Annotated in this window: 10 protein-coding genes; 5 read left to right on the forward strand and 5 right to left on the reverse strand. The window is 60.1% G+C overall.

The window, feature by feature from the left end; translation table 11 throughout:
• Nucleotides 1-242 precede the first annotated feature (242 nt).
• From aspT to PQR32_RS12485, 5 genes are all read left to right on the forward strand, one after another.
• Complete coding sequence (aspT, locus tag PQR32_RS12465; protein ID WP_408226528.1) at nt 243-1,934, forward strand: aspartate-alanine antiporter; 1,692 nt, start codon at nt 243-245, stop codon at nt 1,932-1,934.
• 57 nt (nt 1,935-1,991) lie between these two features.
• Entirely contained in the window at nt 1,992-3,647 is a 1,656-nt protein-coding gene (locus PQR32_RS12470) for a bifunctional aspartate transaminase/aspartate 4-decarboxylase (RefSeq protein ID WP_408226531.1), read from the forward strand.
• 1,302 nt (nt 3,648-4,949) lie between these two features.
• Nucleotides 4,950-5,411, forward strand: coding sequence for a hypothetical protein (locus PQR32_RS12475; RefSeq protein WP_408226534.1), 462 nt, complete (start codon nt 4,950-4,952; stop codon nt 5,409-5,411).
• A 9-nt stretch (nt 5,412-5,420) separates the two neighbouring features.
• Nucleotides 5,421-6,170 carry a nucleotide-binding protein gene (locus PQR32_RS12480; RefSeq protein WP_408226537.1) on the forward strand — a complete coding sequence of 250 codons (750 nt, stop codon included), beginning with the start codon at nt 5,421-5,423 and terminating at the stop codon, nt 6,168-6,170.
• 855 nt (nt 6,171-7,025) lie between these two features.
• The gene (locus PQR32_RS12485; RefSeq protein WP_408226540.1) at nt 7,026-7,412 is read left to right on the forward strand and encodes a RidA family protein; all 387 of its coding nucleotides are present in this window, start codon (nt 7,026-7,028) and stop codon (nt 7,410-7,412) included.
• 262 nt (nt 7,413-7,674) lie between these two features.
• Here the strand turns inward: PQR32_RS12485 and PQR32_RS12490 are convergent, their stop codons facing one another.
• From PQR32_RS12490 to PQR32_RS12510, 5 genes are all read right to left on the reverse strand, one after another.
• A complete protein-coding gene (locus PQR32_RS12490; protein ID WP_408226543.1) occupies nt 7,675-8,511 on the reverse strand; it encodes an ABC transporter permease in 837 nt (278 codons plus the stop codon).
• A gap of 36 nt (nt 8,512-8,547) precedes the next feature.
• On the reverse strand, nt 8,548-9,819 hold the full coding sequence (locus PQR32_RS12495; protein ID WP_408226546.1) for an ABC transporter permease: 1,272 nt from the start codon (nt 9,817-9,819) through the stop codon (nt 8,548-8,550).
• Between the two features lie 89 nt (nt 9,820-9,908).
• Nucleotides 9,909-10,958, reverse strand: coding sequence for an ABC transporter substrate-binding protein (locus tag PQR32_RS12500; protein WP_408226549.1), 1,050 nt, complete (start codon nt 10,956-10,958; stop codon nt 9,909-9,911).
• Between the two features lie 69 nt (nt 10,959-11,027).
• Nucleotides 11,028-12,113: an ABC transporter ATP-binding protein gene (locus tag PQR32_RS12505; RefSeq protein ID WP_408226732.1), complete on the reverse strand. Its 1,086-nt coding sequence runs from the start codon at nt 12,111-12,113 to the stop codon at nt 11,028-11,030.
• A 74-nt stretch (nt 12,114-12,187) separates the two neighbouring features.
• Nucleotides 12,188-13,582 carry an aspartate aminotransferase family protein gene (locus PQR32_RS12510; protein ID WP_408226552.1) on the reverse strand — a complete coding sequence of 465 codons (1,395 nt, stop codon included), beginning with the start codon at nt 13,580-13,582 and terminating at the stop codon, nt 12,188-12,190.
• Nucleotides 13,583-13,793 lie beyond the last annotated feature (211 nt).

The following is a 13,793-nucleotide window of genomic DNA, read 5'->3' on the forward strand; positions in this document are numbered from 1 at the left end:
ACCGTTCCTTGACCTCTGAACTCCATCGTGTGGAGCATTCTGGTGCGCTCCCAGATCCGTTGAAAGGATTGTATTTCAGGTTTCATTTCCTACACTCAATCGACGACCCTTTCCTTCCCGAACGTACTGCCTGCGCGTCGGTCGGCTCAGCAGCACGCGGCTGCGCCGGGCTGGAATGCCCGTATGTTATTGCTTGAGCCTGTCGAATATATCGTCGAGAAGCAGTCCACCAAGGAGTGCGTATGTCATGGTTCACTACAACATTACGCAGTTACCCCGAGATCGCCATTTTTCTCTCGTTGGGGATCGGATATTGGATAGGCGGGAAAAGCTATCGCGGGTTTACTCTCGGGGCGGTGACGGCGACGCTGCTTGCCGCCATTGCGATCGGACAGCTGGGTATTACCGTCTCGGCTAACGTCAAGTCAGTGTTTTTCTTGATGTTTCTATTCGCCGTCGGTTATGGCGTCGGCCCGCAGTTCGTCCGTGGCGTTGCGAAGGACGGCTTGCCGCAAGCATTGTTTTCTGTCGTTCAGTGCATATTGTGTCTCGCGGCGCCCTATGTTGCGGCGAAGCTTGCCGGGTATAGCGTCGGTTCGGCCGCGGGCCTCTTCGCGGGGTCGCAAACCATCTCTGCATCGATGGGCCTTGCCACAGACGCCATGAATCGCCTCGGGCTACCCGCCGACCAGACGAAGGCGCTGCTGGACGCAATGCCGACCGCCTATGCCGTCACCTACATCTTCGGCACTATTGGCTCCGCACTGATCCTCGCGACGCTCGGACCGAAGCTCCTGGGTATCGATCTCGTGGCAGCGTGCAAAGAGTATGAAGCGACGCTGGGCGGGGCACAGGAGTCAGGTGGGGCCGCCGTGGCATGGCACCAATATGAATTGCGTGCCTACCGGATTGCGGAACACGGCCCGGCTGTCGGCCTGACGGTGGCACAGGCTGAAGTGAGGTCGCCAGAAGGAGCCCGGCTATTCGTTGAACGGATCAGACGCAGTGGCGTGCTTCAGGACGCAAAGCTCGACGATGTGCTGCAGGCGGGCGACGTGGTCGCCGTTGCCGGGCGCCGCGAGCATCTCGTGGCGATGCTGGGGCCACGGGGTACCGAGGTCGACGATCCGGAATTGCTGGCCGTGCCGGCCGAAGGTGTCGACGTTTATGTCACGAACAAGGAGGTCGACGGGAAGACCTTGCAGGAGTTGGCGGCGCGGCCTCTGGCGCGCGGCGTCTTCCTGCGCAGGATCAAGCGTGGCGCGACGGAAACACCGATTCCGGTCTTACCGAGCACCAGGCTGCATCGTGGCGACACCGTCACTATCATCGGCCGCACGCAGGACACCACGGCGGCCGCGAAAGATCTGGGCGTGCTCGATCGGCCCACCGGCGCCGCGGATATCGCGTTCGTTGGTTTTGCGATTACGCTCGGCGCCCTGATCGGTGCCGTCGTGATCAAGGTTGGGGCGATTCCCATTACGTTATCGACGGCGGGCGGTGCGCTGATCGCGGGTATCGTGTTCGGCTGGTTGCGCGCGATTCATCCGACCTTCGGCCGGATCCCCGAGCCGACCATCTGGTTCATGAACTCAGTCGGTCTGAACGTGTTCATTGCGGTGGTCGGTATCACGGCGGGGCCGGGTTTCGTCTCGGGCCTTCAGCAACTGGGTGTGAGCCTCTTCCTGTGGGGCATCTTCGCGACCAGTGTACCGCTCATCCTTGGCATGTTCATTGCCAAATACATTTTCAAGTTCCATCCTGCGATTCTGCTCGGCATCTGTGCCGGGGCGAGAACGACGACAGCCGCGCTCGGCATGATCTGCGACGCGGCCAAAAGCCAGGTGCCGGGTCTCGGTTACACCGTCACCTACGCAGTGGGCAATACGCTGCTTACGATCTGGGGGATGGTCATCGTGATGCTGTTGACCTGACTCCCACATTGACGCATTCGGCTTTTCCTGCACGTTAACCCTCAATGGAGGTGTTGGATGGCGAAGTCTTCTAAAGCGGGCGCAGGCGATCGTGCTGCGATGGCGGCGCTCAGCCCGTTCGAACTGAAGGACGAACTCATCAAGGCCGCGGGCGGCGGCGCAGTCGAGCGCGCGGCGAACGCATCGATGCTCAATGCCGGTCGCGGCAATCCAAACTTTCTCGCGACGGTTCCACGCCACGGTTTCTGGCAGATCGGGCTATTCGCGATGCGTGAATCTGAGCGTTCGTTTGCGTACATGCCGGAGGGCATCGGCGGCTTTCCGAAGCGTGAAGGGCTCACCGAACGCTTCGAGCTATTCCTGCGCGAAAACCGGGGCGTGCCCGGTATTGACTTCCTGGGCGCCGCCGTTTCGTATGTACGCGACCAGCTCGGACTGTCTGCCGGCGACTTCCTCTATGAAATGTGCGAAGGCATTCTCGCCTGCAACTATCCGGTGCCGGACCGGATGCTCAAGCTCTCGGAGATCATCGTTGGGCAGTATCTGCGTCGAGAGATGATCGGCAAGCATCCGTTCATCGGCGAGTTCGACATCTTCGCTGTCGAAGGCGGCACGGCGGCGATGACGTACATCTTCAACACGATGCGTGAGAATCACCTGATCCAGGCAGGTGACACGATTGCGCTCGGCATGCCGATCTTTACGCCGTACATCGAAATTCCGCGTCTGAACGACTACCAGTTGAATGTCGTGAACCTGAATGCCGACGTGGAAAACGGCTGGCAATATTCGAAGAAGGAACTCGACAAACTGCGCGATCCGAAGGTGAAGGCGTTCTTCCTCGTGAATCCGAGCAATCCACCTTCGGTAAAGATCAGCGACGAGAGCCTCGAATACATCGCCGACATCGTCAAGGAACGTCCCGACCTGATCCTGCTGACCGACGACGTTTATGGCACCTTCGCCGATGACTTCGTGTCGCTTTTCGCACTCGCACCTAAGAACACGATCCTCGTGTATTCGTACTCGAAGTACTTCGGCGCGACCGGCTGGCGCCTGGGCACGATTGCGACGCATCGCGACAATGTGCTCGACAGGCTGCTCGCCGAGATGCCCAAGGACGTCAAAAAGGAACTGAACACGCGCTACGAGTCGATCACGACCGAGCCGGCCAAGCTCAAGTTCATCGATCGTCTCGTGGCCGACAGCCGCACCGTCGCGCTGAATCACACAGCTGGCTTGTCGACACCGCAGCAGGTGCAGATGGTGTTGTTCTCTCTGTTCTCGCTGATGGATACGCCCGATGCGTACAAGAATGCGCTCAAGCGGCTGATCCGCAGCCGTAAGCAGGCGCTATACCGCGAGATCGGCATTAGCTTCGATGACGATGATGAGAACAAGGTTGACTACTACACGATCCTCGATCTCGAGTTCCTCGGTGAGCGAGCCTACGGACGCGACTTCGTCGATTGGGTGATCAAGAACACTGAGCCGTCCGAGATGCTGTTCCGTCTCGCGAAGGACGCGCGGGTCGTGCTGCTGCCGGGACGCGGTTTCGGTACACAGCATCCGTCGGGCCGCGTGTCGCTTGCGAATCTCAACGAGAGCGACTATGTGAAGATCGGACGCGCGATCCGGGCATTGCTTGGCGAATACGTCGACCACTACAACGCGGCATCGGGCAAGAAGCTCGATAAGAACAAGGTGCTCTGACGGGCTGCTTCGCTGAATCCATGCGTGGGCGGGAGTCCTCAATGGGCACATCGAACCGAGAAGAATCTGCTGGTCGGGGCGGCGATAGCCCACGTTATCGCGGCGACCAGGTGTCGCAAAGGCGAGGGCGGGCGGGACGGATCGGCTGGTGGTTGCCCGGCTCAAAGTAGTATCGTTCTTTGCATTTTCTTGAGACCCCGACCGATGCGGCGAGCGGGCCGCTTTTCGGTATAGCAGTTGCCTCATGACGGGCTAACAGTGATCGCAATTGCCGACACCCGCCGGCCGCGACGACGTCTCTAACGCCCGCTGATCTTTGCAATCAGTCCTAGCCGCGACATCGGCGACGACCGGCTGAAGTAGGGTTCGTTCGACCTCTCAACTCCGCTGCGGATCGCGAGCTATTTCGGCGGCCACGAATACAGTGCTCGATATCCTCGTTGATCTGATCGTTCACACCACCAGCGTACGCAACAGGATCCCGGTCAACGCGAGAGCGTTTGTTAACAAGCGCAAGGTTACTGAGGCCGCGACCATGTTTATCTAGTAGAAGTGCATTGCACATGGCGCCCAAAACCGGCGGTAGCCTATCCTGCCATCCCTTGTTTTTCCGTTGTTCAGTTTGTCGTCCGCAGATCCCGTGAGTAGGGTAGCCGACGCCGCGCGAAAAGAATGACCACCTGGCGCAAGAAAAACGATCCACTAGCACAGAAAAGACATCTGTGGCACGCAGAAAACTGAACCTCTTGCGAGGGAAGGTGCGCGACATCGTACGGGTAGATTTCCCTGCTCGCAAATTGACCGAACAGTCTGGAGAAAGAAACCCGTAATTGCTGGCGCAATATGGAGAACACGGAGTTCCATGCTTCGCGCAGAAAAATTCAAATGACCTGTTGAATGTCTACGCGAGAAGGCAGCCTCTTCCGCCACTTGGAGATGCCAGGTGTTGGCGAGCAGCGCAGAAAAAACCTGTATAACGAAGCGGATTAAATCGAATCCTGCGATTGCTCGGCGCAACTTGCGCGATCGCAGCCTCCTACGGTGAACAATGTTCCTACCGGTCAAACCTGTAGAAGCGCGCAACCATTGATTGCTATCGCTGGGTAGCCTCGACGGTCGTGCCTTCTCGCACGAATCCCCACGTGTTGCCCGTACAAAACGACGCAAAAAAATTTCCTATTCCGGTCAGTTCCTCTGTATTCCGCCGTGTTCTCGTGCCTTGCTTCAGGCCTGATTCAGGGTGTTGACGATCATCGGGAATCGTTTGCAAGATGGCATTCAGGCCGCACACCGGAGCGAGTCATGCCGATGGTGAAGAGCTTTACCCAGGCGCAATGGGACGCCGCCTCGCGCCGTCTCGATACGCTGCCGGCAAAGCCTGCGCATGAGCATCGCGTCAATGTGCGGGATGCAATCAAGTCGATGCAGGCCCAGATCTGCAGCGCCCAGAAAAAGGGGTACACGCTGGAGGAAATCGTGCAGCAGCTTGCCCAGGATGGCGTCGAAATCAGCGCGAGCACGTTGAGATACGCGATGCAACGCGCTGCAAAGGAGAGTCGGCCTGTTCAGGCAGAAGCGAATGGTGTGCAGGGTGCGACGACGGCAGCACGCGCGAAGAAGGGTAGTCAGGAAAGAGCATTACATGCCGGCAACAAGCCTGCCGGGAAAACGCAGGATGGGGGAAGGGCAGTCAGTCAGCAGGGATCAATGGTAATTCGGGACGCGTTCTCGTTCGAGATCACGCCCGATGTTGAAAACTTGTAGAGGGCTCAAATGGACACGACGATTCCCCCCATTTATCTGGTTGGCGGCAGCAAGGGCGGTGTGGGTAAGAGCTTTGTATCGCTTGCGCTGGCCGATTATCTCCAGCGTCAGGATATCCATGCCGCGCTGGTTGAAACCGACACCTCAAATCCGGACGTCATGAAGGCGGTTCAGGACGAGATGCATTGCGTTGCCTATAGTCTGGACGATGCAGACGGCTGGATTGGCCTCGTCAATTTCTGCGACGGACACCGGGACGCGGCAGTAATCGTCAATACGGCGGCGCGTAATCAGGCGGGTGTTGCGCGATTTGGTGCGATGCTGGCCGGTACGCTAGGCGAGCTTCAGCGCCGACTAGTAGTCCTGTGGGTGATTAACCGGCAGCGCGACAGTCTGGAACGTCTAGCTCTGGGGCGAATGAAGTCTGCCAGGGATCGTTCCCGGGTTGAAATCATGGCTTCAGCAAGCTCTGCCAGGATTACCTTGGACGTGCCTGACGGTATCGATGACGATATCCTTGGAGAAATCGCCCTCAAATGCCTAGTGTTCCTGATCCATCGACGAAAGCACGGGTTGAATCTCCGATGCAGTCTATCGAAAGCCGATAACTGCCGACTAGGTTTTTCGGTATCGGTGACGGTATCGTCGATACATGACCTGGCGGCAATCCGTTCCCACAAAGGGTGCAGCCACTGGATTGACAATCGAGTGGGAATGAGGGGAAATTTCCTCACTGTGAAATTCTGCCGGAGAGACTAGACGCCGCGCGGGTCCGTGGGCGTCTGTCGGTCTCGTGGTTGGTGACGGTAGAAAGTTGTCCCAACCACGACGCCGATACGATGCCCGCCGAATTTGCAGTCGCAACCGCGAGATCCATGCAAGATCGCGCAGCCTGAGCGTATAGCGTCGATATTATCGAACGCAGAGAACGGTCGAGAAGGGGCGTTCCTGATCGTGGACGAGCAGGTTGCAGCGACAACTTGCGTTACCACCGTTGAAAAGCGGCGCCCCCGCCGAGAACCGACCGCTCGTTCCCTGTACCACTGAACGGGGGATTCCGTTACGGCGGAAGCTACCTGACAATCGGTCGCTCGATGCCTTTCACAGCGGAATCATTCGGGACCTACCCATATGGGCACCGCCCAGACGTCGTTTGACATTTCTTCAATGGTAGATGTATTCTACCGACACGATGCGTCCTGCAACACTGAAGGCGCGCCGGGAACATTTGGCTGACAGTCACTTCAGTCGGGTAGGTCCCGGGCAAGAGATTGTCTCCGATCCGTTCTGTCTAACCCATTACATTTCGGATTACTTATTTAAAAGCACCAGCAATAAGTCGGGTGTTGACGATCTCAGTCGAGTGGCAATGGCTTAAGCCTGGTGACGAACCTTGTCTTCCCGGAGAAGAGGCTGGGTGAACTACGCATCGCCTTGTGCTAACTCGCTCGGGTCGGTGCTTTCATTCTCGGTGTGGGCGTCTTTCCAGAAGAGTGAGCGGACAACCATCAGCGCAACCGCCGCATGCGTTTGTGTTCGTCCTACGCATTTGGAGTCGGCGGAAGGTCACATGTGGCCGTCCTCTCCCAAATCCTAAAATAGAAGGAGCTAACGATGACTATCCGATTGCACAATCCTGCTGGCATTGCACCGCCGTTTTCCTGCTACAGCCATGGCGCGTCGGTGCCGGGTGGCGCACGCTGGCTATATGTTTCAGGCCAGGTTGGCGTCACGCCTGAAGGCATCGTTCCAGATGACCCTGAGAAGCAAATCGAGCTGGCCTGGGACAATCTGCTGGCGGTGCTCGCCGATGCCGGTATGACCGTAACCGATTTGGTCAAGGTGGACGGCTTCATCACCCGGCCGGACCTCGTGCCTTTTTATCGAAAGGAGCGCGAGCGTCGATTTGCCGGTCACGCCGCTGCTACCACCATGGTCATCGTCGCCGGCCTTGCGGAACCCAACCTGCTAGTGGAGATTCAGGCGGTCGCAGCCCGTTAAGCGCTGCTCCCTGGTCGTCAGCGGACGTCTCTCGATGGAGGTGCCCCCTGCATGACCAGGCCATCGCCGTGTCGTCGCGTGTGCGGCCACGCGGCGCTTCGGGGGTGGCGTAAGGCAAATCACGTCCGCGACGGCGCTGTAACGTAGATTGATATCTTGTCCAGCTCGAGTCACACGCCGACGGGGACGCTTCAATTGACGACGCCAATGACGGAGATCGAGCCTCTCTTCGTCGATAGTGTGTGTCAGTGACCGTCTCCTGTCAGGCAACAGCGCTCCTCGCGTTGCGGCCGCGCAGCCATTCGAGCGCGAGCAGCAGGCTCGTCGAGAACAGGATCAGGATCGTCGCTAGCGCAGCGATCGTTGGGCTGATGTTCTCGCGGATCCCAGTGAACATCTGGCGCGGCAGCGTTGTCTGGTCGGCGCCCGCGAGAAACAGCGTGACGACCACTTCGTCGAACGACGTCGCGAACGCGAAAAGCGCGCCCGACATCACACCAGGGGCGATCACCGGCAGGGTGACGCGGAAGAACGTCGTCACCGGATTCGCTCCTAGTGACAGGCTTGCGCGCACGAGGTTATGGTTGAAGCCCTGCAGTGTCGCCGCGACGGTCGTGACGACGAAAGGGGCGCCGAGCGCCGCATGCGCGGCGATCAGCCCCGTGTAGCTATTCGCAAGGCCGAGCGGGGCGAAGAACAGGTACATGCCGACGCCGACCACGACGACGGGCACGATCATCGGCGATATCAGCACGGCCATCAGGAGCCCTTTGCCGCGGAAGTCGGCTTTCGTGAGACCGATCGCGGCGAGCGTACCGAGCACGGTTGCGACGACGGTCGCCGACGGCGCGACGATAAAGCTGTTCTTCGCGGCCGTCCGCCACTCGTCCGAGGCGATCAGGTGCTCGTACCAGCGCATCGAGAAGCCCGGGATCGGATAGACGAGGAATGTGCTCGACGAGAACGACAGTGGCACGATCGCGAGTACCGGCAGGATCAGATACAGCAGCGTCAGCACGACGAGCAAGCGAAGCGCGACGTACCACGCGCGCTCGGCCAACGACATATGCGGCGCGAACAGCGGCCTGGCAAGTTTCATGGTCGGATTCCCCTTGCTTTTCCAGTAGTCATCGGTTCAGCCGAGGCTCAGTTTCGAGCGCGTGAAGCGGCTGTACACCGCATACAGCGCGAGCGTCGCCGCGAGCAGCAACCCGCCAAGCGCGCACGCCATGCCCCAGTTGATCGTACCGTTCGTGTAGTACGCGACGTAATAGCTGACCATCTGGTCGTCCGGTCCGCCGACCAGCGCCGGGGTGATGTAGTAGCCGATCGCGAGAATGAACACAAGCAGTGCACCGGCGGCGACGCCCGGATAGGTCTGCGGCACGTACACGCGCCAGAACGCCGCGAACGGATGACTGCCGAGCGACACGGCCGCGCGCTGGTAGGTCGGCGGAATCGACTTCATCACGCTGTAGAGCGGCAGGATCATGAATGGCAGCAGGATGTGCGTCATCGAGATGTACACGCCGACCCGGTTGAACAGTAGCATCAACGGATGCGAGATCAGCCCGATGCCGATCAGCGCGTTGTTGACGAGTCCAGCGTTCTGAAGCAGCACGATCCACGCCGCGACACGGACCAGGACCGATGTCCAGAAGGGGATCAGCACGAGGATCATCACGAGGTTCGCGCGGCGCTCCGACAGCTGCGAGATCCAGTACGCGAGCGGGTAGCCGAGTAGCAGCGCAAAAACGGTGACCGCGGCGCCAATCACGAACGTACGGCCGAAGATCGTGAGGTAGATCGACTGGTCGGGATCGGCGTGCACGATATGACCGAAGCCGTCCTGCTTGTGGTCGAGTGCGGCGAGCAGATAGAACGGTGAGATCTGATTCCCGTTCTTCGCGATTGCCTGCCAGTATGCCGTGTCGCCCCAGCGCGCATCGAGCTCCACGACCTTCTCGCGCGTCTGCGCGGGCGTCAGTGCGTGGTCGTTGCCGCCCTTGAGCGGCATCGCGCGCGCCGTCTTCGCAACGAGTGAACGAAAGCCGGGAATCTCGTGGTTCAGACGCGACGCGAGCGTACCCATTGCATCGCTGCCGGCGACCCTGGTCATGTCGGCCGCGAGCGCAACGTACGCTGCGTCGGCCGGTGGCGCGTGACGGTCCCAACCCGACAACGCAGCGACCGTGTTCGGCAGCGACGTTGCGATCTCGGGGTTTTGCACCGCGCGCGTGAGCAGCGCACCGATCGGCACGACGAAGATGAGCAGGACGAAGACTGCGAGCGGCGCTATCAGCAGCAGCGCCGTCACACGCTTGCGGGCCTCCGCGGACTTGAGTTCGCGCTTGAGCGCGGCTGTCGACGGCGTCGAAGAGGAGGGAGCGATCGTCATCGTATTCAACGTTTTTCTCCGGCCAGACGGCGATCCGGCGGAATGCCGCACGACGCGATGCGCGCCGCGCGGCCGGTTGGACCAGAACAGCCGTACACTTACTTCGAGGCCCATGCGGCGAAGCGCTGCTCGAGTTCATCGCCGTGATCGGTCCAGAAGCCAATGTCCTGCAGCACCGCGTCTTTGGCGTTCGTCGGAGAGTTGGGCAGGTTCGCGAGTGTCTTTGCATCGAGCGACTTGAGCGCCGCGACGTCTGCCGGGCCGTACGCGATATGCTGCGTGAACGTAACCTGCTGTTTTGGCGTGAGCGTGTACGCGATGTATTTCTCGGCGAGCGCCTTGTTCGGCGTGCCCTTCGGAATCGCCCAGTAGTCGAGATCGTAAATGCTGCCGTTCCACATGACCTTCAGGTTCTGGCCTTCTCTTTGTGCGGCATCGATGCGGCCGTTGAACGCGGTCGACATCACGACATCACCGGCGACGAGGAACTGCGGCGGCTGCGCACCCGCCTCCCACCACTGGATGTTCGGCTTCAGTTGGTCGAGCTTCCTGAACGCGCGATCCTGGCCGGCCTTCGTAGCGAGCACCTTGTACACGTCCTTCGGCGCGACGCCGTCGGCCATCAGCGCGAACTCGAGGTTGTAGCGCGCGCCTTTGCGCATCGCGCGCTTGCCAGAGAATTTCTTGACGTCCCAGAAATCAGCCCAGCTCGTTGGCGCCGTCTTGAGTTTGTCGGCGTTATAGGCAAGCGCCATGGACCACACTACGAAGCCGACGCCGCAGGTCTGCGGCGCTTCGGGCACCAGGTCTGACTTCTTCGCGATCTTCGACCAGTCGAGTTGTTCGTACAAGCCCTCATCGCAGCCGCGGTTCAGCTCGCCCGACTCGACCTCGACTACGTCCCAGTTGACGTGCTTTGCCTCGACCATGGCCTTCACCCTGGCCTGCTCGCCGTTGTACTCGACGACGGTAACCTTGTTGCCGGTCGCTTTCTCGAACGGCTGGTTGAATGCGATGGTCTGCACTTGCCCCCAACTGCCGCCGAAGTTGACAACCGTCAGTTCCGCAGCGGCTGCGGATGTGCCGGACATCACCAGCGTAAGAGCCAGCACCGTGCAGGGCGCGGCAAGCTTTGCTCGAGTGATCATGATTTCTTCTCCTCGTGATGGAAACGAATCGTAGATTTGGACCAGGTGGCGTGGGCGCGTGTAGACCGTTCACGCGAAGACGCGCAGATGTTCGGGCGCGAATGCGAGCATCACGGGTGCACCGGGTGAGAATTGTTCAAGCGCGCCGGTACCGAGCGGGACTTTGACGAAACATTCGTCCTGCCCTGTGAACGCGCAGCGCATCCGCACGTGATCACCGAAATAGATCAGGCTACGTGCCTCTCCCGCGAGCGCGTTCGCTGCTGCACCGTTTGCATCGTCGCTGCCATACACGACGCTCATGCGCTCAGGGCGGATGCATGCGACGGCGGATGCGCCCGCCGCCGCATTATCGATATTGCGCCCGACGAGCCGCGTACCGTCGTCGAGACGGAAGTTACAGAATTCGCCATCCACCGACGCAATAGTGCCGTGCAGCCGGTTGCTATCACCGATGAAGCTCGCCACGAACTCGTTGCATGGCGATTCGTACATGCTGTCGACGGTGTCGAGCTGCTGCACGACGCCCTTGTCAAACACCGCGACCCGATCGGACATGGTGAGAGCCTCGTCCTGATCGTGCGTGACGTAGACGAACGTCAGCCCAAGGTCCGCGTGTAGCGACTTCAGCTCGTATTGCATATGTTCGCGCAGTTGCTTGTCGAGGGCGCCAAGCGGCTCGTCCATGAGAACGAGCTTCGGCTTGAACACGAGTGCGCGCGCCAAGGCGATGCGCTGCTGCTGGCCACCTGAGAGTTGTGCTGGATAGCGCTTCGCGAAACTGTCCATGCGTACCATCTTCAGTGCTTCGTCCGCACGCGCGGCCCGTTCGATTGCGGACACCTTGCGCACGCTGAGCGGATAAGCGACGTTCTGCTCGACGGTCAGGTGCGGAAACAGCGCGTAGTTCTGAAACACCATGCCAATGTCCCGCTTGTGCGGCGGTACGTTGTTGAGCAGCTTGCCGTCGAGGCGAATCTCGCCACCCGTAGGAAATTCGAACCCCGCAAGCATCATCAGGCAGGTCGTCTTGCCGGACCCAGACGGTCCGAGCAACGTCAGAAATTCCCCACGGTAGATGTCCAGATCGAGCGATTTGACGACGAGCGATTCGCCATCGTAAGTTTTCCTAACGCCTTGAAAGCTGACGATCACTTCATGAGTATTCGACACAGTTGCCTCCGTTCAACGGGACAAGCACTAACAGGATGCGGAGCGTAGCGGCAATGTCAGCCGGCGTCCGCGAGAGCTCGCTCCGCAACCTCGTCCACGGCCTGCTTTACGATGCCAACGATCTCGTCTGCCTCGTCGCGGCGCATCACGAGCGGCGGCGCGAAGCCGAGGATGTCGCCGTGCGGCATGGCGCGCGCGATCAGACCTCGCTGCAGCGCGGCTGCGGCCACCCGCGGCCCGATCTTCAATGCCGGGTCGAAGGGCTGGCGCGCCTCCTTGTCCGCCATGAATTCCAGTGCAGCTAGCATGCCGGCGCTGCGCACCTCGCCCACGAGCGGGTGCGTGCCGAACGCTTCACGCAGCTTCGTGCCGAAGTACGAGCCCACCTGCGCGGCGTTTTCCACGAGCTTTTCACGCTCCAGGATCGCCAGATTGGCGAGCGCCGCAGCCGCGGACACCGGATGCCCCGAATAGGTCCAGCCATGTCCCATCGGTCCATGCTCCTGCGAGCCTCGCGCAATCACGTCCCAGACCTTTTCGCCCACGATCACACCGGAAAGCGGCGCATAAGCGCTCGTGAGTCCCTTCGCGACGGTAATGAGATCAGGCTGGATGCCAAAGTGCTGCGCACCCATCTTTGAGCCGAGCCGGCCGAAGCCGCACACCACTTCGTCGCAGATCAGCAGAATGTCGTGCTTGCGCAGCACCGACTGGATGGCAGGCCAGTAGCCGGCCGGCGGTTCGATGATGCCGCCTGTGCCCATCACCGGCTCGCCGATGAAGGCGGCGATCGTGTCGGCGCCTTCGCGCGCGATCAGTTTTTCGAGTTCGTCTACACAATAGACAACGAACGCGGCCTCATTCATTCCCGCGGGTGCCTTTCGATACCAGTGCGGGCAGACCGTGTGCTTCACGCGATCGATCGGCAGGTCGAAATGCTGATGGAAGCTCGGCAGGCCTGTGAGACTACCCGTCACGATGCCCGAGCCGTGGTAGCCGCGTTCGCGTGAGATGATCTTCTTCCTGTTCGGGCGGCCCAGCACGTTGTTGTAGTACCAGACGAGCTTGACCTGCGTTTCGTTCGCGTCCGAGCCGGACATGCCGTAGTACACCTTCTTCATGCCGGCCGGCGCCCATTCTATGAGGCGCGAAGACAGTTCGATGATCGCGTCCGACGAGTGACCGACGTAGGTGTGGTAATAGGCAAGCTGCTTTGCCTGCTGATACATGGCGTCGGCGACTTCGGTACGGCCATAGCCGATGTTCACGCAGTAAAGTCCCGCAAAGGCGTCGATGTACTGCCTGCCTTCATGATCTTCGATGCGGATGCCGCTGCCGCCGCGCACGATCTTGCCTGGCAGCGCGCCGCTCTGGTGATCGTGAGCGTGCGTGGATGGATGCATGAAATGCGCGCGGTCCTGCTCGAAAAGTGCGTCGATCGGTTGAGTCATGTCACCTCCTGATTCGGGCGCGAGTCTTAGCCGAAGGCGGCGAGGCGCGATAGCCCGGATAAAAATATCTCTTTTGCGTACGCTAAAAAAGGGGGTATCGGACGACCGGCGTCGGCCACATGGCGGGGCGCGGGCCGGTATCCTGGCCGCGACATCAATCCGCTCCTCGCCGCCTTCGTCTGATCTAAATATTCGCGCGCTTCTTCAGAAA

Origin of the sequence: Paraburkholderia dipogonis (assembly GCF_046027395.1) — a bacterium.
GTDB lineage: Bacteria > Pseudomonadota > Gammaproteobacteria > Burkholderiales > Burkholderiaceae > Paraburkholderia > Paraburkholderia dipogonis_A.

Bases quoted from the DNA above. Each gene is read 5' to 3' on its own strand.
- PQR32_RS12490 (WP_408226543.1), bottom strand. From the start codon at position 8,511: ATGAAACTTGCCAGGCCGCTGTTCGCGCCGCATATGTCGTTGGCCGAG.
- PQR32_RS12500 (WP_408226549.1), bottom strand. From the start codon at position 10,958: ATGATCACTCGAGCAAAGCTTGCCGCGCCCTGCACGGTGCTGGCTCTT.
- PQR32_RS12470 (WP_408226531.1), top strand. From the start codon at position 1,992: ATGGCGAAGTCTTCTAAAGCGGGCGCAGGCGATCGTGCTGCGATGGCG.
- PQR32_RS12510 (WP_408226552.1), bottom strand. From the start codon at position 13,582: ATGACTCAACCGATCGACGCACTTTTCGAGCAGGACCGCGCGCATTTC.
- aspT (WP_408226528.1), top strand. From the start codon at position 243: ATGTCATGGTTCACTACAACATTACGCAGTTACCCCGAGATCGCCATT.
- PQR32_RS12480 (WP_408226537.1), top strand. From the start codon at position 5,421: ATGGACACGACGATTCCCCCCATTTATCTGGTTGGCGGCAGCAAGGGC.
- PQR32_RS12475 (WP_408226534.1), top strand. From the start codon at position 4,950: ATGCCGATGGTGAAGAGCTTTACCCAGGCGCAATGGGACGCCGCCTCG.
- PQR32_RS12485 (WP_408226540.1), top strand. From the start codon at position 7,026: ATGACTATCCGATTGCACAATCCTGCTGGCATTGCACCGCCGTTTTCC.